This is a genomic window from Burkholderia cenocepacia, assembly GCF_014211915.1.
GTDB lineage: Bacteria > Pseudomonadota > Gammaproteobacteria > Burkholderiales > Burkholderiaceae > Burkholderia > Burkholderia orbicola.
Genome location: NZ_CP060039.1, coordinates 1,694,257 through 1,713,800, shown reverse-complemented (window position 1 = coordinate 1,713,800; position 19,544 = coordinate 1,694,257). Strand labels below are relative to the sequence as shown.

The 19,544-nt window shown below is 63.3% G+C and carries 27 protein-coding genes; 4 read left to right on the top strand and 23 right to left on the bottom strand.

All coding sequences use genetic code 11. The features are described 5' to 3' along the window. Nucleotide 1 precedes the first annotated feature (1 nt). From SY91_RS08155 to SY91_RS08145, 4 genes are read left to right on the top strand one after another with little or no spacing between them, the layout of a single operon-like run. A complete protein-coding gene (locus SY91_RS08155; protein ID WP_043887005.1) occupies nt 2–505 on the top strand; it encodes a DUF4123 domain-containing protein in 504 nt (167 codons plus the stop codon). Then, complete coding sequence (locus SY91_RS34950) at nt 498–977, top strand: hypothetical protein (RefSeq protein ID WP_260632428.1); 480 nt, start codon at nt 498–500, stop codon at nt 975–977. The genes SY91_RS08155 and SY91_RS34950 overlap by 8 nt, the downstream gene beginning before the upstream one ends. Further along, nucleotides 865–1,455, top strand: coding sequence for a restriction endonuclease fold toxin 5 domain-containing protein (locus SY91_RS08150; RefSeq protein WP_260632432.1), 591 nt, complete (start codon nt 865–867; stop codon nt 1,453–1,455). Before SY91_RS34950 ends, SY91_RS08150 begins: the two co-directional genes overlap by 113 nt. A gap of 2 nt (nt 1,456–1,457) precedes the next feature. After that, the gene (locus SY91_RS08145; protein WP_043887008.1) at nt 1,458–2,165 is read left to right on the top strand and encodes an immunity 52 family protein; all 708 of its coding nucleotides are present in this window, start codon (nt 1,458–1,460) and stop codon (nt 2,163–2,165) included. A 35-nt stretch (nt 2,166–2,200) separates the two neighbouring features. On the opposite strand, the gene SY91_RS08140 is transcribed toward SY91_RS08145, so the two are convergent. From SY91_RS08140 to SY91_RS08030, 23 genes are all read right to left on the bottom strand, one after another. Then, nucleotides 2,201–2,989: a DNA adenine methylase gene (locus tag SY91_RS08140; protein WP_023475462.1), complete on the bottom strand. Its 789-nt coding sequence runs from the start codon at nt 2,987–2,989 to the stop codon at nt 2,201–2,203. A gap of 170 nt (nt 2,990–3,159) precedes the next feature. Next, nucleotides 3,160–3,654: a DUF2514 family protein gene (locus SY91_RS08135; protein ID WP_043887009.1), complete on the bottom strand. Its 495-nt coding sequence runs from the start codon at nt 3,652–3,654 to the stop codon at nt 3,160–3,162. Further along, complete coding sequence (locus SY91_RS08130; RefSeq protein WP_043887019.1) at nt 3,651–4,145, bottom strand: glycoside hydrolase family protein; 495 nt, start codon at nt 4,143–4,145, stop codon at nt 3,651–3,653. The genes SY91_RS08135 and SY91_RS08130 overlap by 4 nt, the downstream gene beginning before the upstream one ends. 2 nt (nt 4,146–4,147) lie before the next feature. Then, complete coding sequence (locus SY91_RS08125; protein ID WP_023475464.1) at nt 4,148–4,432, bottom strand: phage holin family protein; 285 nt, start codon at nt 4,430–4,432, stop codon at nt 4,148–4,150. Between the two features lie 75 nt (nt 4,433–4,507). Next, nucleotides 4,508–5,557 (bottom strand): phage late control D family protein, encoded by a 1,050-nt coding sequence (locus tag SY91_RS08120; protein WP_023475465.1) that lies wholly within the window; start codon nt 5,555–5,557, stop codon nt 4,508–4,510. A gap of 9 nt (nt 5,558–5,566) precedes the next feature. Beyond that, a complete protein-coding gene (locus SY91_RS08115) occupies nt 5,567–5,773 on the bottom strand; it encodes a tail protein X (RefSeq protein WP_023475466.1) in 207 nt (68 codons plus the stop codon). Next, on the bottom strand, nt 5,748–6,626 hold the full coding sequence (locus SY91_RS08110; RefSeq protein WP_023475467.1) for a phage tail protein: 879 nt from the start codon (nt 6,624–6,626) through the stop codon (nt 5,748–5,750). Before SY91_RS08110 ends, SY91_RS08115 begins: the two co-directional genes overlap by 26 nt. A gap of 9 nt (nt 6,627–6,635) precedes the next feature. Then, complete coding sequence (locus SY91_RS08105) at nt 6,636–9,077, bottom strand: phage tail tape measure protein (RefSeq protein WP_023475468.1); 2,442 nt, start codon at nt 9,075–9,077, stop codon at nt 6,636–6,638. Between the two features lie 80 nt (nt 9,078–9,157). Beyond that, nucleotides 9,158–9,460, bottom strand: coding sequence for a phage tail assembly protein (locus SY91_RS08100; protein ID WP_023475469.1), 303 nt, complete (start codon nt 9,458–9,460; stop codon nt 9,158–9,160). 97 nt (nt 9,461–9,557) lie between these two features. Then, nucleotides 9,558–10,061, bottom strand: a complete 504-nt coding sequence (locus tag SY91_RS08095; protein ID WP_023475470.1) for a phage major tail tube protein — start codon at nt 10,059–10,061, stop codon at nt 9,558–9,560. Between the two features lie 10 nt (nt 10,062–10,071). Continuing rightward, complete coding sequence (locus tag SY91_RS08090; protein ID WP_023475471.1) at nt 10,072–11,241, bottom strand: phage tail sheath family protein; 1,170 nt, start codon at nt 11,239–11,241, stop codon at nt 10,072–10,074. An 84-nt stretch (nt 11,242–11,325) separates the two neighbouring features. Further along, nucleotides 11,326–12,078: a tail fiber assembly protein gene (locus SY91_RS08085; RefSeq protein WP_043887021.1), complete on the bottom strand. Its 753-nt coding sequence runs from the start codon at nt 12,076–12,078 to the stop codon at nt 11,326–11,328. 15 nt (nt 12,079–12,093) lie between these two features. Continuing rightward, nucleotides 12,094–14,061 (bottom strand): phage tail protein, encoded by a 1,968-nt coding sequence (locus tag SY91_RS08080; RefSeq protein ID WP_043887023.1) that lies wholly within the window; start codon nt 14,059–14,061, stop codon nt 12,094–12,096. Further along, the gene (locus tag SY91_RS08075) at nt 14,049–14,627 is read right to left on the bottom strand and encodes a phage tail protein I (RefSeq protein ID WP_023475474.1); all 579 of its coding nucleotides are present in this window, start codon (nt 14,625–14,627) and stop codon (nt 14,049–14,051) included. The genes SY91_RS08080 and SY91_RS08075 overlap by 13 nt, the downstream gene beginning before the upstream one ends. After that, the gene (locus SY91_RS08070; protein ID WP_043887025.1) at nt 14,617–15,513 is read right to left on the bottom strand and encodes a baseplate J/gp47 family protein; all 897 of its coding nucleotides are present in this window, start codon (nt 15,511–15,513) and stop codon (nt 14,617–14,619) included. The genes SY91_RS08075 and SY91_RS08070 overlap by 11 nt, the downstream gene beginning before the upstream one ends. Next, nucleotides 15,510–15,845 (bottom strand): GPW/gp25 family protein, encoded by a 336-nt coding sequence (locus SY91_RS08065; protein WP_023475476.1) that lies wholly within the window; start codon nt 15,843–15,845, stop codon nt 15,510–15,512. Before SY91_RS08065 ends, SY91_RS08070 begins: the two co-directional genes overlap by 4 nt. Further along, a complete protein-coding gene (locus tag SY91_RS08060; RefSeq protein WP_226135219.1) occupies nt 15,845–16,006 on the bottom strand; it encodes a hypothetical protein in 162 nt (53 codons plus the stop codon). Before SY91_RS08060 ends, SY91_RS08065 begins: the two co-directional genes overlap by 1 nt. Nucleotides 16,007–16,104: 98 nt before the next feature. Beyond that, nucleotides 16,105–16,785, bottom strand: coding sequence for a phage baseplate assembly protein V (locus SY91_RS08055; protein WP_043887028.1), 681 nt, complete (start codon nt 16,783–16,785; stop codon nt 16,105–16,107). Beyond that, complete coding sequence (locus tag SY91_RS08050; RefSeq protein WP_023475478.1) at nt 16,782–17,312, bottom strand: hypothetical protein; 531 nt, start codon at nt 17,310–17,312, stop codon at nt 16,782–16,784. The genes SY91_RS08055 and SY91_RS08050 overlap by 4 nt, the downstream gene beginning before the upstream one ends. Continuing rightward, nucleotides 17,302–17,832, bottom strand: coding sequence for a phage tail protein (locus SY91_RS08045; RefSeq protein ID WP_043887029.1), 531 nt, complete (start codon nt 17,830–17,832; stop codon nt 17,302–17,304). Before SY91_RS08045 ends, SY91_RS08050 begins: the two co-directional genes overlap by 11 nt. 2 nt (nt 17,833–17,834) lie before the next feature. Beyond that, entirely contained in the window at nt 17,835–18,122 is a 288-nt protein-coding gene (locus SY91_RS08040) for a hypothetical protein (protein WP_023475480.1), read from the bottom strand. Between the two features lies 1 nt (nt 18,123). Beyond that, nucleotides 18,124–19,119: a major capsid protein gene (locus SY91_RS08035; RefSeq protein WP_023475481.1), complete on the bottom strand. Its 996-nt coding sequence runs from the start codon at nt 19,117–19,119 to the stop codon at nt 18,124–18,126. A gap of 73 nt (nt 19,120–19,192) precedes the next feature. After that, on the bottom strand, nt 19,193–19,537 hold the full coding sequence (locus SY91_RS08030) for a head decoration protein (protein ID WP_023475482.1): 345 nt from the start codon (nt 19,535–19,537) through the stop codon (nt 19,193–19,195). Nucleotides 19,538–19,544: the final 7 nt, after the last annotated feature.

Here is a 19,544-nt window from a genome sequence, read left to right as displayed (position 1 = left end):
TATGACCGAAAATTCGATCGAGGCTTTCTTCTTCAGGCGTCAACAGCAGTTGACCATGCAGGTGCATCTGTACGCGCTTGTCGACGGCCTTCTCTACGCTGATGCGGCCGGCGGTTCATCGCCCCAACGATCGCAGTCGGCCATAGCGGTATTCGACGGCACGCAGGACGCGTCACTCGCAGACGCTGGGCCGTGGCTTTTCGCGTACGAGGCTGCGGCTGACAATATCCGGCGAACGCTCTCCACAATGGCCAGCAGCTCCACCGGCGTGTCTTGGCTGATCAGCGCATATCCGATCGAATCACTCGCTGACGAGCTGCGCAGCCGCCTCGACGTACGCTTGCCGGATGGACACACCGCCCTCCTCCGCTTCTACGATGCCCGCATCATGACCGACATGGCGTCGCTGATGGAATTCACGCAGCGCATGCAATTCTTCGTGCCGACATTCGACTGGCTCGTCGAAGTGAATGGAAAACTCAGGGGAGTACACCCGCATGCTTGAGCTGACAAGCGAACAGGTCGCGGGCCTTGCCGAGATCGACGCGCGCGGATACGTCGAGCGCGTTAGGCAGGATCTCGTCAAAGCCGATCCCAAACTTGCCGACGACAGCACTCTGTCAACGCGTCTATGGAACGCATACGTTGCTGCTCGACGGTTGGGTATTCAGTCCGACGAGAACATGGCAGCGTTCCTTCGAATCGAGGCATACGCTCCGAAGTTTTACGAAAAGCCGGCCACGCGCGCATGGATAACCCGGCCCGGCCGATCTGCCGACGAACGCTTTCACGACTATTTCCGCGTCATCAAGTGGCGCATCGAACATCCGGAATACGATAGGAGATCAATAGATGGCGGGGTTCGTGGCACCGATAATCGAAGCGGCAGCAGTGGAGCTTGGGCCGCTATTGGCACGCGCTGGCGTCGCCTTGTTGGGCGGGGCAGCAGTGGCGGGAACGGGGAGTCTGTCGGGTGACACGCCGAAGGACGAAAGCAAGGCGACGCCAGACGTCCGCGCAGTGCCTCGTACTGGTGAAAAATGCCAGCAATGCCCGCCTGAATTGGGCGGTGCTCCGGCCCGACGCCGTTACCACATGAATCGCGGGCCTCGTGAGTATCAAGGACGAATCACGGGACGGCCATACAGCGTCGAGGAAGGATGGAGCGAGGAATGGGCATGGAACGGCACCGACTTTGATGGATTCCAACAACCGGCATGCCTCCTGCAGGAAGCGAAGGGGGACTATGACCAATTCTTCGACCGCGAGACGAAGAAGCCCATCACGTGGTTCAAGGGGTTTTCTAAAATCACGGTGGAAATCGAAGAGCGAGCAATGAAGGTCCATGCCAACCCGCCGACCAAACTCCAGTACTATTTTCAGACTCCGCTAACGATGTCCTACTTCCGCACAACTCTCGCAGAAAACGGGATTCCCTACGTTGTCACTGGTTGAATATGAAAATCACCTCCCGCTTCAGAGATCCGCAGCATGATGCATCCGACCTGCCCGTCGTCTTTGAACAGCTCGGGTCGGTCGCGCAGGCAATACACGCTCACGCGCCGCAGCTCTCCCAATGGTTCCTGACAGGCGAGTCGAAAGAGGAAGCCCGTCTATATCCTGCATTTGAGGACTGGAAGCCGACTGCCGCTGCGCTGGCAGTGTTGCGTACCGAGTTCGAAGGCGCGGAACATCGGCCGCAGATTATTTCACTGTGGGATGGCGGCGATGACCAACGGACTGGCGCAACATTGACGTATCTCGTCGCAACGAAAGAGCGCCCGAAGAAAATCGAAGCGGACTTCAATGACGAACGATTGCTTTCGGAAGAACAAGCCATTGCGATCGTCGAATCTATTGTCCAGCACACCGCGCCGGCATACGTAACAGTCGAGCCTCAAGGTTACGTCGACAAGCAGGTCTTCGACGACAAGCCCGGCGTCGGCTGGATGCTGTACTTACCGAAGATCATCACGCAACAACAGGTGCCGGAAGCACGCGGCCTCATCCCGGTCCCCTCTTCCGGAAAGCAAACCGGCACCATCATCGTCAGTGTGATCGACGGCCCGTTCTCCATCGAGAATCCCGAGCACGTCGAAGTCGCAAATCGAATCGAGATCCGCCTCGTTGATCAGGATCTAGTGCCGAACTACGCGGGTATCTGAGGAAAGTGGGGCGCCTGCCCCACAGACCGCCTGTCCTAGAACAGTCCGACGGGCTGCGCCGCGTCGTCCCAACTGAAAATGATCAGCTCGTTTCGCTCGACGCCCCTCCCACCGCCGACCGTGTATTGAATCGGCACGGTCTCGATGTGAAAGCCGTCGAACACGCGCCGAATGTCGGGATGGTCATTGAGGCTCACGATCGCACGCCCTTTGATCGACCGCAGGCGCTGCGCCATCTTCTCGTACTCGCTGACCGGAAACGCCACGCCGTACCCTTCCGTCTCGTAATACGGCGGGTCCAGGTAGAACAGCGTATGCGGGCGGTCGTACCGATCAATGCAGGCAGCCCAATCCAGCCGCTCGATATACGCGTTCGCAAGCCGCAAGTGGGCCGCTGACAATTCTTCCTCAAGCCGCAGCAGGTTCAGTCCCGGCGGATGTTCGGTTCGCGTTCCGAACGTTTGCCCTTCCAGCTTCCCGCCAAAGCAACTTTTCTGTAGGTAGTAGAACCGCGCAGCACGCTGGATATCGGTGAGGGTTTCCGGGATCGTCTGCTTCAGCCATTCGAACACCTGCCGACTCGTCAACGCCCACTTGAACTGACGCACAAATTCCTCCAGGTGATGCTGCACGACGCGATACAGGTTGATCAGTTCGCCGTTCACGTCGTTGATGACCTCGACCTTGGCTGGCGGTCGGAGAAAATACAGCGCAGCCCCGCCCGCGAACACTTCGACATAGCAGTCGTGCGCCGGGAAACGCGGGATGAGATGGTCTGCAAGACGGCGCTTGCCGCCGATCCAAGGAATAATGGGATTTGCCATTGTGAAAGCCGTTTTAAAACTTGGTGTAGAATCCGGCCCGCCTACCGGTAGGTAGCAGGGCCTTGGCCGATTCACTGGCGTAGACAGTGGAAAGGCGACCGGGAAGCGTGTTCCTGCACGCTCCTCGGTCGCCCTGTTTCTTTCGAGACCGCCCGGCCTCGATCGCCGCGCTACTGCGGCAGATTGGATTGCGCGTCGCCGATCAACGCGTCATAACTGCGCTCGCACTGCTGGCCGGCGATGCCCCGCTCGTCAGCGATCTTCGCCAGCTCTCCCGCGCGCTCGTCAGACCGGCCGAACACGTCGGCAAGCAGATCGAGGGCGTCGCCGGCTGCCGGGCTTCCGGCCGAAGCGCTGGCACGCCGGACGTCGGCAACGAGCACTGCGACCTGCTTGCGCAGGCCGTCAGCAGCAGCATCGGCAGTAGCGGCATCAGCGACCGCCTGATCACGTTTCTTTGCAGCATCGGTTGCGATCCCCTCTTGTGCCGCCAGCCGGCGGCGAATCTCGTTTCGTTCGTTCCGAAGGTCATCGATCTGCCTCGCCTGATCCGCGACCTTCGCGGATTGATCAGCGTCACGGTGTCCCTTGAAGTAACCGCAGGCCGAGCCGGCAACGACGCCGGCAACGACGAGCAGCCAGATACGCGGATCGATCCATGTCATGCGACCACCTCCCCGCCGGCCGCGCGATACGCGGCCAGCAAATGCTCAATGTCGTTCTCATGCTGACCGTAGCCGGCCCCCGGCAAACTGGCCCATACGTTCGACACTTTGGCGATAGCTTCACGAAACCGTCCGGCATCGATCAGCGGCAATGCGCCGTGCTCGCGCAACTGCTGCAGCGCGTACCGATCCTGCGACACCGGCCCGAAGTCGGGCAGCTTCATCTGCGCCTGATAGATCCGCCACCAGCGCGTCAGGATCTGATAGCGGCCGGCCGCCGTCGACGGCACACGGATCTGCCGGTTGAGCACATTCGGATGTGACACGTAGCTGGAGAACAGCAGCGGACGCGACGCGGTCGAACCGACCAGCACGTTGTAGCCGTCGTCCGACTTCGCCAGCAACGCCGCGCCGATCTCGCTCACCGCGACTGTGTCGAGAAACGCCACACGGTTCTTTCCGCCTGCGGCGGCAATACTGATTCGAGCCATCGTTACTTCTCCCCAAACACACGCTTCGCGTGCCGCCGCAGCAGCACTTCGAGGTACTGCGACCCGACGATGCCGAGCGCACTACCGAGCCCGAGCAGCGCGATCGGCGGCAGATCCGGGATCTGCAGCAGCGCAAGCCCGGCCACCATCGACGTCGCCGACCCCAAAACGGCACGGCCGGCAACGAGCCGGAGCGTCAAATGTTCGTTACCCACCAACACCTTGGCGATGCCAATCAAACCGCCCATGATGATCAGCTCCAGAATCGTCTTTTCATGGTCTTGCATCGGTTCCCCTTGCCCGATAAAAAGAAAGGCCGCTCCGGTTGCCCGTGAGCGGCCTTCGAATAACAGTGCGCGGCGTTATTTCGGCGCCGGCACCACCAGATCGATCTTCTTGCCCTTCTTCTTCCCGTGTCCGACCTTCGCTTTCCCCTTGTTCCCTCCATTCAATGTGACCACCGTGATCCACCCGCGTGACGCGAACGTGTGTTCGACCGACTCGATCAGAAACTCGCCGTCCACGCCCTTCTTAAATCCCTGCAGCGCAATCGTCTTCTCGGCCGACAGATCTGCGCGACCGCGCATCGTCAGCCGGCTCGTCGACGTGTGCCGGTTGAGCGTCGCCATTCGCGACGTCGCCCCGGCCTTCGCCGCTTCCGGGCTGGCGAACGCGTGACGTTCGGTATGTACCGCGGACGCACCTGGCGGCGCATCCGGGTTCGGGATCGTCAGGTCGATCTTCTTCCCCGTCTTGCGGTCATGCACCTTCGTGCGCACGGCCGCGAAGCTCGCGCGATCCGGGAAATTAATGTCGTAATCGAGCAGGTCGCCCGGCGTAAGCGTGACGATCGGCAGCGGCTTGCCGCTGGCGCTCTTGCCTCCCCCGCGCGGCAGGACGATCAGCTTGCCGGCCTTGACCGTCGCCGTCGCACCGTACTGCCGAGCCACGCGCGTGATGAAGTGCAGATCGCTCTCGCCGAACTGGTCGATGCGCGGCACGACGACGTCGACGTCGCACGCGGCCGACCACTTGTTACGACGCGAGACGTCGCCGACGATGTCGGCCAGCTTCGCGTTCGACCAGCTCCCGTATCGCTGCGTCTTCGACGTCGCGCGCATGTTCGCAGGCTTGCCACGGATCACGACGCTGGCCGGCGGGCCGCGCAATCCGACCTCGTCGACGGCATACTCGCCGAGCATCGACAGCCCCTGCCCCTCCCATCCGATCGACACCTTCAACGTCGCGCCCTTCGGAGGAAATTCGATACGGCCGTCACGATCGTCGAGCGTGATCGTGCACTCATCTGCGTCTAGACCCGGTTTGTCGATCGCCCGGATCTCCAGCACGCGGTCCTGAATCACCTTCGTCACATCCGCGCCGTTCGCGACCACCTGAAAAATTGCTTCCATCGTGCCTCGCTATGTCCACAGCTGGACCGACTCGACACGCGGCGCATCGAGATCCGGCATCACGATCTCGACACCAGACGCGAACGGCTGCGGTCGATTCGCCAGCCCCGGATTCGCGTCGTAGACGGCCTCGACGGTGCCCTGCAGCGTCCCGTAGTACCGATAGCAGAGCGTGTCGAGCACGTCGCCGTCAGACGTTCTTAAAGTCTTCGCCATAGCGGCCGAACTCCACCGAGAATGTTTGTTTGCGCGGCATGCCGTCCGCGAGCAGCGCGTCCTGTTCCTCCTCGATCGCCTGCAACAGCCAGCGGCCGAGCACTTCGCCGTCGCCCGTCGTGAGCTGTACGGGCTTCATCCGGCCGCCGATCGCCCGCAGCCGGCTGATCTGCTTCGTGCCTGCCCCAAGCGACGGGAACACGACGCCCGACAGCGTGATCGTCTCGCCCCCTTCACTGACCGGCTGAAGCGCCTCCTGACGATTCAGGCGCTCCTGAGACGCGACGCGATACCGCGTCGCGCGTCGCAGCTTGTCGTGAGCGGCCGTCGACAGATTGAAGTGGAACGCGTCGCCGGCATCCGTCGTCATCGTCATCAGGTGCGGCGTGCTCGACGACGCTCCGTCGACCAGCCCCGACAGCATCGAGCCGACGCCCGTCGACTTGATCACGTCCATCACCGCCGAGTCCTTCAGGCCGACCGCCGCGTTGAATTGATTCCACGCTCCGCCCAATGCAGACTTCACGCTGTCGGCGGCAGCCCGCACAAGGGGGAAATTCGATCCGTCGACCGCCTTCAGAATCGAGCCGATCGACGCCTGCGTCGCGTTGAAGCTGCGCATGATCGCGCCGACCTGTGGAAACAGGTCCGACGCCACCGACAGCGCGCTCGTCGCGCCCGTGAGCAGCTCGGCCGCGCTGCTGAGATTGCCGGTCGCGAGACGCTGCAGCACGTCGACCGTCGCCATGCTTGCCGCACGATTCCGGTCGAATATGCGAACCATCTGACGCACGCGCTCGGTCGCAATGCCAGCCTGCGTCGCGGCCCCCGTGATTTGTCGAATCACATCCATAGCGCCCCCTTACATATGCGGCGCGTCGAACATTGCCGTTCGACTGTTCGCCTTGCGTTGATGCTCGTCCAGCGCCCGCGTCAACAGCGGACTGACCTGCGCGAGGAATTTGTTCGCCATGTCGGCATCGCTCGCTTCGATCTTCACGTGGAAGACCGGTGCGAACGTGTTCTTCTGATCGATACGCGGCCCGAAGCGGCTATCTGCCGCCGGACTCTCAGCAACCTTCGCTGCCTTGGCAACCGCTTCGGCGTTCGCGGGCACCTCGTCCGGTTTCCTGCTCAGAAACTTGTTCGCGATGGCGCTCAATGCCTTGTCGCCGACGAACGTCCCGAGTGCCCCACCAATCACCCCGACGACTGCAGACCCGATCGGCCCACCGAGCGCACCAATCGTCGCCCCAACCTTCGCGCCGATCACACCGCCCGCGAGACTGCCGGCGATGCCGGCGAAGCGGCTCGCCTTCCGCTCGTTCGTGTCGGTGCTCGACGCGACGGCGTACGCTTCGCGAGCCGCAAGGCCAAACTTCAGCACGGTCCCCGCCACGGCAAGCTTCCCTGCCCACGGCGCGACCCGACCGAAGAGTGCACGTCCCGCGTTGACGACCCGCCCGATCCTCCCGAGCCGCCCCGCCCGAGCTGCGGCACGACGCGCGGCTCGACCGGCACGCCCACCACCCATCAGATCACCCAGCCCGCCACCGCCGATGCCGCCGCCGGGCATGTTCACAACGAACACACGCTGCACGCCACCAGCGGCGCTGGCAGCTCCGCCGAGCGCATCGAGCGCGCGACCGACAGGTCCACCCGCAGCCCCCTTCCGCCCTGCCGAGTCTCGACCACCACGCGCCAACAGCGTGCCGCGCGCGATGTCGAACATGCCGCGACCGATACTCCAAAGTGCCTTTGCTCCGCGCACCGCGAGCACCGTGCCGGCGATGCCGACGACAGCGGCCGTCGCCTTCGGGGCACTGTCTGCTGCGGACTGGATGCCGCTGCCGGCTCCCTTCGCGGCCTCACCAACGCGATCCGTGACCGGTCGCAACGCGTCGCCGATGCTGCGCATCGCGTCGTCCCATCGCTGCCCGACCTCGCTCCAGATCTGTTTGGACGTCTCCCGACGCGCTTCCAGATCCTTCTGAATCTCGCCGCTCGCCTGCTGCGCGTTGCGCTTCAGGTTCGAATACAGCTCGGCGTTCTGCATGTACGCCGTCAGCGCCGCCTTGACCTGCATGTCGTTGAACAGGTCGCCGGTCTTCATCGTCTCGGCGAACGCGGCCATCTGCGTCTGACGCTTGGCGGGGTCCATCTCGGAATTGAACTGCTTCGCCGCAGCCGCGAGTTGCTTCGCCTTGGCGGGATCGACGCGCTCGATGTACGCGCGGGCGAGCACGAACGACGCTTCCAGCGTCGACCAGCCCTTGCCGATCGCCTCGCGCATCTTGGCCTGATAATCGACGCCGGCCTTCGCATAGTTGCGTTCGGTCTCACCCGATCCGATCTTCGAAAACCAGTTCTTCAGGTTGTTCGCGGCTTCGTCCGAGCTACCGGCCGTCTTCATCTGCACCTGGAGCATCGCCCCGAGCTGCGTCACCGAGTCCTGCCCCGTGATGCCGATCTTCTTCATTTCGGCGAGCAGCACCGGGAACCACCGCGCCATGTCGACGGACTCGAACGACCCTTCCTTGCCGAGATACGCGATCGATTCGAGCGCCTTCGACATCTGCTTCGGGTCGACGATCTCCGCGTTCTGCTGCAGCGCTTGGATCATCTTCGCGGTCTCGACCGTCGTCGCCCCTTGGCCGATCGAGAACTTCGCAACCAGCGGCGCGAAGTTGAGCGCGCGATCCAGATCCATGCCGCCCGCGACCATCTGGTTGACGGCGTCGGCCAGCTCGTTGCGGCCGATACCGTTCGCCCCGGCGTCACGCCTGATCCGCGCCCCCATCGCGGCTTCTTCCTGCGTGCGCGCGATGCCGGCCTTGATCGCGATGTCGCGGATGATCGCCTGATAGTTCGCCGAGATCGTCGCCGGCACCGCGACTGCCGCCGTCAGCTTCATCGCATCGCCAATCACGCCGCGACCGGCCTCTTGCCCGGCTGCCAGTCGCTCGCGGCCGGCCACCTTCAGATCCAGCCCGCGAGCGGTTCGCCCGAGTTGCGCATACGCGCGATCGAGCCGGCCGACCTCGATGCCAGCGTCTCGCAACGATTTCAGATTGCTGTCGAGCTTGCGGCGGATGCCGTCCGCCGCGCTGTCGCCCGCCAGATGCAGGCGACGGAACTCATCCTGCACGCGCATCGTCTCGCCAATCTGGCGCTGCCAGAGCCGCGAGTCGTTCGCCCGCTTCTTCATCGCGTCGATCTTCGACGACGTGTCGGTGATCGCCTTCCCGAACGTTGCCGAGACGGCCCCGCCGATCACGATGCCAAGCGCTAAGTCTTTCGCCATCCCGGCCCCCTCAATCCGTCAACCACCAGAGCATGTCGTCGACCGTCATCTCGTCGATCGACGTCGGCGACATGCCGCATTCACGCACCAGCCGATTCGCCAGCGCCTTGAGCGTCTTTCGGTCCAGCTTCGCGTACGGATCGAAAGGAGTAGTAGGCGTCCTGCACGCGCTCGTAATCGGCCATGTCCATTTCTTCGATGTCGTCGGGCGAGACGTCGGCGAGATTCGCGAACAGGATCAGCTCCTGTTGTTCGGCATCATTCGGCGCGAGCTTCTGCGCCCCGCGCATGTCGCGCACCTTCGGCCGGCGCATCGTGAATTTGTCGCATTCGACGCCATTGAGCTTGATCGGATAAGTGAGCTTGACCGTGACCTTTTCCATTGCGATTCCTGAAATGAAAAATGGCGAGCTGTCGGCTCGCCATTGAGTGAATAAAGTAGCTTTGCTGCGTGTCCGTCGAGTGACGTCGACGTGGCAATTACATGCCGAGACCCTTACGGACTTCGGCGAGCTGGTCGATGCCGTTGATCACGCGCTTGCACGCGAAGATGTCGATCTCGTGCACGATCTGGCCCGCGATCTCCAGCTTGTAGTAGTCGCACGACACCGAGAATTTCGCCTCGTACTTGTCGCCCGGCTTCCAGTCACCCGGATCGATTTCATGCAACATGCCGCGCATATACGCGGCGACGTTCTTCGTCTTGCCGCTACGGTCCATGAAGACCGCGCGAAAAACAGCGTTGAACGCCCCCTGATCCACCAGCCCGAAGAAGCGCAGCACTTCGTACTCCATCGTCGACATTGCGAACGATGCGTCGAGCGCTTCCATGCCCTGATCGACCTTGACCGTCGCGTCCATCCCGCCCGCGCGAAAGTCGTCCGTCTTGATCTTCAGCTTCGGCGGCGTCACGCTCGTTGCGCGACCGGCGTATCCGCGGCCGTCGACGTGCGCGGTGCAGTTATACAGAGTTTCCGGAATCATCGTTCCTCCCTTAGATCTGGTTATCCAGCACTTCGGTCAGCCACTGGTTCGTGACCTCGAAGCGGAAAATCGGGTTTTCGGCCGGCGGGACGTCCGTGAATCGGATGTTCCAGTACACCTTGCCGTCTTCGAGCTGGCTCGCCGTGTTCAGCAGCGGGTCCGGATAGACTTCGAAGTTGATCACTGCGCCCTGACGCTTCAGGTCGCGCATGAAAGCCTGCAGCCCTTCGGTCACGTCGCTGACGTACGTCGCCGTGATGCCGCGATCGACCGCCCATTTGTGGCCGGCCTGCACGGCATCCATCACGATGTCGAGCGTTCGCACGCGCGTGACGAACTTCCACTTCGGATCGGCCGACAGCGTGCGGTTCCCCCAGAGGCGATACCCGCCGTCGCGAATGATCGTCGTGATGTTCGCGTTGTTGAGCAGGTTCGCGCGGCACGTCTCGTCGCCGTCGAGGTATTCGATCGGCCGGCCCGTGCCCGTGATCTCGACGATCTCCTTGTTCGACGGCGACGCCCAGAAGCCGATCTTCGCGTCGGTCTGACAGAAGAGTCCCGCCGCGTACGGCGACGCCGGCAGTGCGATCTCGCCGTTCGTCGCGTTGTCCCATGCCTTCGCGCCGGGGTCGACCATGTACAGGCGCTTGCTGCCGAAATTCTTCGCGTACGCAATCGCTGCCTCGTCGTCGACGTTCGGACCATCGATTACGGCCACTGCACGCAGCTTGCCGGCGAGCGAGTCAGCGGCCGTCGCGACCGGCTGCTTGGACGTATGCCCAGGTGCGATCAGCAAGCGCGGTTGTGCGTTGAAACGTGACTTCGCGTCGAGCAGCGCCTGCATGCCCGTGCGTGCGCCACCGGCCGAGACACCGCCGATAATCGCTGACGTGAGCTGCGCCGCGTCCGCCGCTACCGGCACGCCAACCGCGATTACAACCGCGCTGCTCTGCGCGTAGATCGCGCGGGCAGCCCGCGCGATCGCGCTGTTCTCCCCGAACGCGCGTACCGCTTCGCCGTAGCTGGTGAGTTGCACGGGAACGTTCGGCTGCGCCAGATCGGGACCGGGCGTGTACGTGTCGGCCATACCAACGACCGACGATGACGGCACGGCGATCGTGCGCGGCCCGCTGTCGACGATCGTTGTCGTGATGCCGTGGAAAAAGGAAGTCGCTGCCATGCGGATCTCCGGAAATAAAAAAAGCCGCTCATCGGAGCGGCTTGAAACGAAACGACGCCAATCAGGCGAGTGGCATCGGCAAAGTTACTTTTTGGTGGTCTCGCCCGACTCGGGCATCGGTTCAGCGTCGTCGGCATGAGTCGGCGTCGCTGCCTCTGCTGCCGCGCGATCTGCTTCGGCCTGCTTCGCTTCCGCTTCGCGCTTCGCTGCTTCGTCAGCTTCGCGAGCCGCTTTCTCCGCCCGCTCGGCCTGCACCTTCGCGAGAATGGCATCCGGATCGGGTTCATCCGGCCACGCGATCTGCGCCGGAAAATCCGGCGACTCGACGACACGCACCAGTGCGACCTGATAGTCGGCCCACGCATCGAACGTTGCCGCTTCGAGATCCGACAGCCGACCCGTCACGCGTGCGTCCGATTTGCCGAGATTCTGCTTGCGCGCCTTCTCCAGTCTCGCGAAGAAGTCATTCATCGCCGCTTCGCGAACCCTGCCGGCAACGATGTCTTCGTCGATCGCCCATGCACCATCACGCCAAACATGCGCGTCGGACGGTCGCGGGACTTCGGTCAATCCCACCTCATCCGGCGTCACACCTGCGACCGTGATCTCAGCCACAGCACCGGACTCGGTGCGATAGAGGCGCACACCGCGATAGTCCGGCAGCATTTCCCATTTGTCGTTGCGCCAGAACGGCCACGTACGCGGCTCACGCTCGGGCAGCGGTTCGAGCGTGCAGAACGCGGGCACCAGATAGCGACTGGAATTCATCGGATCGACGTCGGCCAGAAAACTCACAATGTACTGCCCCGTCAAACTGTCGTATTGATTGCAAAGCATGCTCTACCTCACTAATTAGAATGCCCGGATCATGGCGAGCACGGCGATGTTGCGCATGCGCGCCTCTGCGCCGCCATCTGCCGCCACCGTGATGGCGTGACTGTGTGCCCCGGCTCCGTTCATACCGATGTTGTGCCCATGCGCCCCCGCACCGTCCGTGTCGAACGCGTGTGCGTGGTCGCCGACCGCAGACGTACGCGCATTGCGGACCTCGTTATCAATCGAGAAGACGCTAGCTACACTGCCTCGATCAGTGTCTCCGCCGTATTGAGGAAGCGGATAATTGATCTGGTGATCGTGGCTACCAGCGCCGGCCGTGTTGCCGTGGTGTGCGTGAAAGCCCTGCGAGTCAGTCCAAGCGCCGTGCACGTGATCGCCGACCGCGGCAGCCGAAGCGCCGTGCGCGTGCGAGCGGTTCTGGCTGTCCTGCCACGTCCCGACTCGCCGGCCGGGATCGGCACCGCGACCGACGTCGGCACACCGAATGCCCTCACCTCGAAACTCCGGAATCCGGAACGTGGTAGCTCCGTCGCCAGTCGAGAACGAAGCCCAATTGTTACTCGCCCAATCCTTCTCTTCGACCAGCGTGCCGCTGCCCTGCGCATAGGCCCACAAGGCCGGATAATCCGCTCGATTCAGCACGGCGCCGTTGAGCGTGAGACATCCAGCACGCGGCGCTGTCCGGGACTCGAAAATGATCTGGCCGATCGACGCCGATGCGATCGCGTCGACGACGTACGCTGTCGACGCTGCGTTATTCGACCTGTCACCGGCGGCCGGAGTCGGAACCTGAACCGCACGATCAAAAATCGTGCCTTTGTTGGCCGTGAATCGTACGTTGACCAATCCGTTGCAGGTCACGCCAAACTCGCCATCGGCGATGTGGTACAGCCCGGTATCCGGCGCACCGTCCTTGTCGAACGTCAGCGACGGATTCTGCGGCGTACCTTCGGACAGGATGATGCGCGCCCCCGGAGCAAACGAGAGCGTCCCCTTCGAGGTTCCGCCGATATTGAGATCGAGCGGCGTCAGGTTTCCGGAATGCCATACAGGCTGACCGTCGATGCGAAACGTTCGGTTGCCGAAGTAGTACTGGAAAGCACCTTCCGTCGCCGAAAACCAGCCGACACCGCCCGCATTGGCATAGAAGTAGCCGCTGTTCTGGCCCAGATATATCCGCCCTTCTCCAGCCGTCCGTTTCAGCGTGAGGTCGCCAGCCATATCGACCGCCCCGCCGAGCTTGGTGCCCAGCCCCGTCCCATCAATCGTGACAGCACCCGTGTCCAGCGACCATGCAAACGGGCGGTACGTGTTCCACGTGCCAAGCGGATCACCCTTCTTCGTCTGCAGCAAATACGCAGACATCCCGTCATGGCGCAACAGCACCCCGTAGTTCGGGTCGGTCATCCGAAGATGCCCGCCGTCAGCCCCTTCCAGCCCGGTAATTTGAACGCCGTTCGCGAACGACGCACGGTAAGCGACCTGCATCCCGTCTCGGCCGTTGTCGTCGGTCGTCCCGAGCAGCAATCGACCGGCCGGCGTGAACCGACCGCGTTCGACCCCGCCCGAGTTGAACAACAGGAAACCACCGGGATTGAGCGTCAGATTGTTTCCGAGCATCACGACGTAGGGCACGCCGTTCGCGCCGAGCTGCAGATGACCATCTGCCGGTGAAAACATGCCCGTATCCGGATCGCCATCGAAGGCATACCCGACGTTCTTCGGGTTGTTGCCAGCGATCGCGCCGGGCTTTCCGAGCAGCGCCCCCGACACCGCACCGCCCGACTTGTCCAGCTTCCCGCTCCCAAGGCCCGCGACGACCTTGTCTGCCGCGTCCGCACGATCCTTGAGGTATCGCGTCCGGTTGCCAAGTTGCTTGAGTGCGATGTTGTCGACGCCGTCCGGGCCACCCTGCACCGGGTCTTCCGTCTCAAACTGGCGAATCCCCGGTTCCCACTTACTCTCTTCCTTCAAATCGGCCATGTTCCGATTACCCCTCGCGTATATTGACCGTTGCGCGTCGCGAGTCCGTTATGCCGGATCGCAACCTCCGAAAAATCGAGCCACGCCAGCACACTGCGCGCGGGCGCGTAGCGTTCGATAGCCCGCTTCAGGTTTTCTCCCTGATCCCGCGTCACCGGTTGCCGCAGCGTCACGATGTACTCGGCCCAAGCAGTCGAGCCGCCGTACCGATACCGGCCGTTCCGCTTAAACGATCCGTCGCGGCGCTTGATCTGACGCCCCTCCTGAATATCGATCTCGCCGAAACCGAGCCGCCGCACGATCTCGCGAATCGCCCACGGCGTACCCTTGCGCTGGTAGATCGCCAGCGATGACTTGATCAGTGCGCGTCGCGCGTCTTCGGACTCCGCCAGTTCCCACCCGTCGACCGCGAGCGACCACGCGAGCCACGGCAAAAATGCAACCGGACAGCGATCGGCGTCCCAAAGCGTCCGGATCACGTCGGGATCAACGCTCGGCCGCATCACCTGAGCAAGCGCTGCCTCAAGGCTCGTCTGGTTCGTCGGCAACAATGCTTCAGTCGTCATCGTTCACCTTCGGATTGAGCACGATCGACGTGCAGCGCGCGAACTCGTCGATCGCACATACGACATCGGCCGCTGGGGATTGCAAATCGACCCGCATGACGCCCGATTCCTTCGGATGCAGCGCCCCGGTTATTGCCGATCTGGGCATCCCGACTCGCAATCCCCCACCTGCCGCAACAGCGATATCGAGATCCTGCCGTCGCGCAGCGAGCACAACACCCGGATCAGGCCCGCGCCCGATGTAGACGTCGGCGACGATCGCGTAATTGACCGGCCGCGCCGGCACGACGAGCGGTGTGTCGTTAAGCGGCCGACGATCCTCAGGCGTAAGCGCACGGCGCACGGTGTCGAGCAGTGCAGCGCTCGCGACCCCGTCGTTCGAATACGACTTCACGACCACGCGCACGACACCCGGCTCGGGATGGTCGACGCGCACGTCGGCGACATCCGCTGACGCGTCCATCGCGAGCGATCGATACGCGCCTGACGGCCCGGCCGTCGACGCACGCTCGATCCCCATCTGCGTGCGCAGTCGCAAGCGCTCATCGCGCTCGTACGTGACCGGAATCGGCGGGTGCGCCTCCGGATCGCCGGGATCGACGATCTCTTTCTTCAGGTTCCAGAGCGCCGCGAGGTGTTCGAGATCCGCCCCCGTTGCATAGGCCAGCAGCACGGCACGTCCGGCATCGTTGACACGCGCCCGAAACCGGATTTCCTCGTACGCGGCCAGCTCCAGCAACTTCACGACCGGGTCGGATTCGAGCGCTGCCGTCCAATCCGGATAGATGCGCTTGAAGTGCTCCAGCTTGCGCTGATACACCTCCTCGAAGTCGAGCGTTTCGACGAGATCCGGCGGATCAAGCGCCGACAGATCGATCACTGTCATATCGTCACCTCGAATACAACGTCATCGCCGTTGTACTGCCCGGCGATCCGAAAAGTTACTTTGCCGTCCACGACAGACAGCGCCTTCACGCTATCCAGTGCAATACGTGGCTCCCACCGTCCGATTGCACGCGCGGCTTCGGCCTGTGCCGCCGATATCCATCCGCGCGTGACCGGCAGGTCCACCATCGCAGGGAGATCCGAGCCGTAATCGGGCCGCTGGCGACGGGTTCCCTTGCGCGTGCTCAGAATGTCCGCGATGCTCTGCACCAGATGCTCGACTCCGCCGATCAGTCGGCCCGTGCGGCGACACATACCGACCAGCGCGACCATCACTGCGCCTTCGTCGGAATGCGCTTGAAGCACTCGCGCGATTCGAGATACGCGATGTGCTCGGGCTCCGTCACTTCCGTTTTGCCGGCCAGCACGGCAACGTGCGAGCCGTCCGGAAACACGATCACGCGGCTGCGGAACTCGGTATCGATGAATGTCACGGGAGCCGCCGCCCCGCCCTGCTGTGCGTCTTTCGCCATAACCACCTCCACAAACGAAAAACCCCGCACGGGCGGGGTCAAAAGTTACTTTGCTGTGCTCACACTGGCGGGCTAACCAGCTCGCCGTCGCCTTCTTCGCGGTGCCTGTGCTTCGTGAGCGACTTACCGCCGGCAACAACGTCGTCGGTATATTCAGCACCACCAGCGATCTTCATCGCGACACCGCCACCCTCGCCCGGCTTGCCCTGCATGCCGCCGTTGAACGTCAGCAGTTGCTCCGTCGTTGTATTGCCCGTGAACGTCGAGTCCGGCACGTCTGCCAGCAACTTCGCGCTGCGCAGCATTGCGCCGTCCGCCTTCAGCTCGAACTCCGTACCACCGATGCGGAACACGATCCGACCACCGGCCGGCACCGACAGCACGTATTCGTGGCTCGCATGGTTGTACTGCTCGAATGCGCCGTCCGGGAAGTCGGTCGCGGTCTCGTCGGGACTCGATCGACCGGACCCGCCGTGCTGCTCCGTGTAGTAGCCGGGCGCGACGAACGCACCGGCGAGATCGCCGGACGGCGCCCACAGGGCGACCTCTTCGTCGACGGACGGCGGACGCCAATGCCGAACCTTGCCGGCAGCACCGGCCTGCCATTTGAGCCAGTCGCTCACCCAATCGCCGACACGCACTTTCACGCGCGGCGGGTCGTACGTGATCGCCTCCACGACCGCGGATTGCGTCAGGCACGCCATACGGCGATCCATTTCGCCAAGCTCAAAGTCGCTCACACGTCACCCCGCCCCTGTTCCGCTGGATTCCAGTAGTGGTCTTCGTGCCCCGGCCCCGTCTCCGGATCGACACCCCACACCACCGCACGCCCCTTCGTCGGCGGCTCGTACGCATCGCCCAGGTCGAATTCGTGCACCCACTCGACAAGCCAAACGAGATACGTATCCAGCTCGGGCCGAAAGGGATCTTCACCGGCCGATCCGACCTGCTTGCCGGGCGTCATCGGCAGCCCCCATGTCGCGCCGTGCACCGTTTGCAGCACGCGCGCCGATAGCTCGCGCACCTGGACCTCGGCATCCTCCACCAGCGGGTCGACGATCACGCGGGCCTGCATGCGCGCGATCAGCGGCACCCGACCCGTTCCGTCATCGTGCCCCGGCTCCAGCTCCGCAAGCTCGATCGCGATGAACGGCGTGTCGATCGACTTGCCGATCTTCGGATACGCATGGATGCGTTCGAGATCCGGCAGCCGCTCGCGCAGTCCTGCCTCGATTCCGTCGTGCAGTTGTTTCAGGTTAGCGAGCACGGTTCACCGCCTTTTGCAGTTCATAGTCGACCTCTTGCCGAAGGACCGTCATCAGCCGCGCCTCGCACGCACGTGCCGCCCGTCGAAATGCCGGATCTCCCGTCTGCGCCCACTCGACCGTCACCACCTCGAACGGCGTTCGCGCCTTCCCGGTGCGGCGGTAGATTGCGCCGTCCGGCTGCGCCTTGGTCTTGCGCCACGCGCCCTCGAACAGCGATTTGCCGGCACGCATCCCCTTCTTCGTCCGCCGTACCGCGCCGAGCCGGTGCGCCTCGATCGGATTCAGCCCGAGCCACACCTTGCCCGTATCAAGCGAACGCATGAAGAAGTACATCCGCTGCCGCAGCAACTTCTGTTGAATGCCCGTCGCGCCGCTGACCTCTTTCGCCGTCTGGCTGCGAATCCATGCGCCCGTCTTGCGCAGCGTCCGACGCCATGCCGCCTGCATTGCTGCAGGCGGCAGGCCCGCGAGCGCTTCGAGCGCCCCCTTAACGTCGATCTCAACCTTAAGCAGATCCATCGTCACCTCAGAATCAGGATCGTCCAGCCCGTGCCGGTCGGGTGGATCTCGAAGACACGGAACCGCTCGCCACCCGCTTCGACGATGCTGCCCTCACGCACGCGTGCCGCGTCGTCGTCCGTGATGTCGAGGATCGGCGCAACGAGCTGCGTGCGTTGCGTTCCGAGAGCCGGGCCGAGCCAAGGCGCCTTGAACATGCCTTCCAGCGGCTTGCCATCGATCTTGACCTCGTCCGACAGGTCTCGCTTCACGGCCGTGTCGACGTCGGCCATCAGATCCCGGAACGCCATGTCACGCCTTCAGCTTGACGAGCGCCTTCGGGCGCGTGCACAGGTGGATCGGATTCGACTGCGCCTCGACCTCGACGCCCTTGCCGAAGGGCATCAGCTCCTGCTTCGCGTAGTACGGAATCCCCGTCGTGTTCACCGCCTCGACGTAGTCGGCCGGCGCGAAACGCGTGATGAACAGATCGGACACGCCCTCCGGCACCGCATGCGCTTCGTCGTCCGCGACATACCCGACATCGCCGACGCGCCCGCGATAACGCTCGAACGTGCAGCCACCGAAGTCGAACGCGTCGCGCGCGTCGCCACGCAACTGCGCGGCCATCACGGACGCGAGATACGTTTCCTTCACCGACTTTGCGGCGATCAGCTTGTTCCAGAACTCGCGCCCGCAGAGCACGCGCACGCCGGTGTACGTCATCGCACCGAGCGCATCTTCGATCGCGTCCTGCACCTCGATGCACTTCTGACGAATCTCGGTGGTCGCGGTCGACAGCTCGAACGGAATGACCGTCTGCTCGATACCGAAGTACTTCAGCAGATCGATCAGCACCGTCTTGCCGTCCGCGTCGAGCACCGCGCCCTTGATTGCACCGATGCGGTGGAATTCATGCGTCGCGTCGAGCTGGCGGCGCATCTTCGCGAGCCGGCGATTCACGACGGTCTGCAGCGCCTCCAGCTCCGTTTCCGAGCCGAACGCACGCAGGTTCGCGATTTCGTCGGCCATGATCACCGCGCGCTGCGGCAGATGCACCGTGTTGAACGGGATCATGTTGCGCTTGCTGCCCGCGACAACAGCGGCCGGCGCACCGCGCTGGCCAGACGCGACGAGCGACAGCGTGTCGCCATCGCGCTCGATCTGCACCGTCGTCGTGGTGATGCCGTCCTCTTCGAACAGGCCGAGCGTGCCGATCCGGCCGGGCACATACGGCTGCTCGTTGATCGCAGCACTCAGGGACGACAGCGAAAACGCATCGTCTTGAAACAGGGCGATATCCGCCATACAACCTCCGACATGAAAATGGATACAAAAAAGGCCACGCGGTTGGCGTGGCCTTGAATGGGGCGTGATGCGATCAGCGGACGATCACGTGTCGCTCGGCGAGATCACCGCGACCGGCTGCATCGAGCCCCGTGAGCAGCCCGCCAGCGACTTCAGCGAGCCGGACGACACCCGTCGCCGGTCGCGGCGCTTCGGACGCCGCCAGCGGCGCGTAGAGCACCGCTGCGGCGACTTCGGAACCGTCGTTCGCGGCGTTGTCGTACGGCGCGTATTCGCCGGTACTGGTCACGCCGAGCACCTGCCCGGCCGGCAGCGCCGGACCAGCCTTCACGACGATCCGCTCGCGCGAGATCTGCCCGTTACCCTCCGACACGAGAAATTCAGCCGTCAGAGCGGCCTGTACCTTCCAGTTCGACATGAGTTTT

Excerpts from the sequence above, each read along its gene's own strand:
- SY91_RS08075 (WP_023475474.1), bottom strand. The coding sequence starts at position 14,627 with ATGACGACTGAAGCATTGTTGCCGACGAACCAGACGAGCCTTGAGGCA.
- SY91_RS08135 (WP_043887009.1), bottom strand. The coding sequence starts at position 3,654 with ATGACATGGATCGATCCGCGTATCTGGCTGCTCGTCGTTGCCGGCGTC.
- SY91_RS08040 (WP_023475480.1), bottom strand. The coding sequence starts at position 18,122 with ATGGCGTTCCGGGATCTGATGGCCGACGTCGACACGGCCGTGAAGCGA.
- SY91_RS08035 (WP_023475481.1), bottom strand. The coding sequence starts at position 19,119 with ATGGCGGATATCGCCCTGTTTCAAGACGATGCGTTTTCGCTGTCGTCC.
- SY91_RS08110 (WP_023475467.1), bottom strand. The coding sequence starts at position 6,626 with ATGGATGTGATTCGACAAATCACGGGGGCCGCGACGCAGGCTGGCATT.
- SY91_RS08140 (WP_023475462.1), bottom strand. The coding sequence starts at position 2,989 with ATGGCAAATCCCATTATTCCTTGGATCGGCGGCAAGCGCCGTCTTGCA.
- SY91_RS08085 (WP_043887021.1), bottom strand. The coding sequence starts at position 12,078 with ATGCTTTGCAATCAATACGACAGTTTGACGGGGCAGTACATTGTGAGT.
- SY91_RS08145 (WP_043887008.1), top strand. The coding sequence starts at position 1,458 with ATGAAAATCACCTCCCGCTTCAGAGATCCGCAGCATGATGCATCCGAC.
- SY91_RS08125 (WP_023475464.1), bottom strand. The coding sequence starts at position 4,432 with ATGCAAGACCATGAAAAGACGATTCTGGAGCTGATCATCATGGGCGGT.
- SY91_RS08030 (WP_023475482.1), bottom strand. The coding sequence starts at position 19,537 with ATGTCGAACTGGAAGGTACAGGCCGCTCTGACGGCTGAATTTCTCGTG.
- SY91_RS08080 (WP_043887023.1), bottom strand. The coding sequence starts at position 14,061 with ATGGCCGATTTGAAGGAAGAGAGTAAGTGGGAACCGGGGATTCGCCAG.
- SY91_RS08120 (WP_023475465.1), bottom strand. The coding sequence starts at position 5,557 with ATGGAAGCAATTTTTCAGGTGGTCGCGAACGGCGCGGATGTGACGAAG.
- SY91_RS08115 (WP_023475466.1), bottom strand. The coding sequence starts at position 5,773 with ATGGCGAAGACTTTAAGAACGTCTGACGGCGACGTGCTCGACACGCTC.
- SY91_RS08065 (WP_023475476.1), bottom strand. The coding sequence starts at position 15,845 with ATGGTCGCGCTGGTCGGTATGTGTCGCCGCACGGGCCGACTGATCGGC.
- SY91_RS08155 (WP_043887005.1), top strand. The coding sequence starts at position 2 with ATGACCGAAAATTCGATCGAGGCTTTCTTCTTCAGGCGTCAACAGCAG.
- SY91_RS08045 (WP_043887029.1), bottom strand. The coding sequence starts at position 17,832 with ATGGATCTGCTTAAGGTTGAGATCGACGTTAAGGGGGCGCTCGAAGCG.
- SY91_RS08095 (WP_023475470.1), bottom strand. The coding sequence starts at position 10,061 with ATGATTCCGGAAACTCTGTATAACTGCACCGCGCACGTCGACGGCCGC.
- SY91_RS08100 (WP_023475469.1), bottom strand. The coding sequence starts at position 9,460 with ATGGAAAAGGTCACGGTCAAGCTCACTTATCCGATCAAGCTCAATGGC.
- SY91_RS08105 (WP_023475468.1), bottom strand. The coding sequence starts at position 9,077 with ATGGCGAAAGACTTAGCGCTTGGCATCGTGATCGGCGGGGCCGTCTCG.
- SY91_RS08090 (WP_023475471.1), bottom strand. The coding sequence starts at position 11,241 with ATGGCAGCGACTTCCTTTTTCCACGGCATCACGACAACGATCGTCGAC.
- SY91_RS34950 (WP_260632428.1), top strand. The coding sequence starts at position 498 with ATGCTTGAGCTGACAAGCGAACAGGTCGCGGGCCTTGCCGAGATCGAC.
- SY91_RS08130 (WP_043887019.1), bottom strand. The coding sequence starts at position 4,145 with ATGGCTCGAATCAGTATTGCCGCCGCAGGCGGAAAGAACCGTGTGGCG.
- SY91_RS08070 (WP_043887025.1), bottom strand. The coding sequence starts at position 15,513 with ATGACAGTGATCGATCTGTCGGCGCTTGATCCGCCGGATCTCGTCGAA.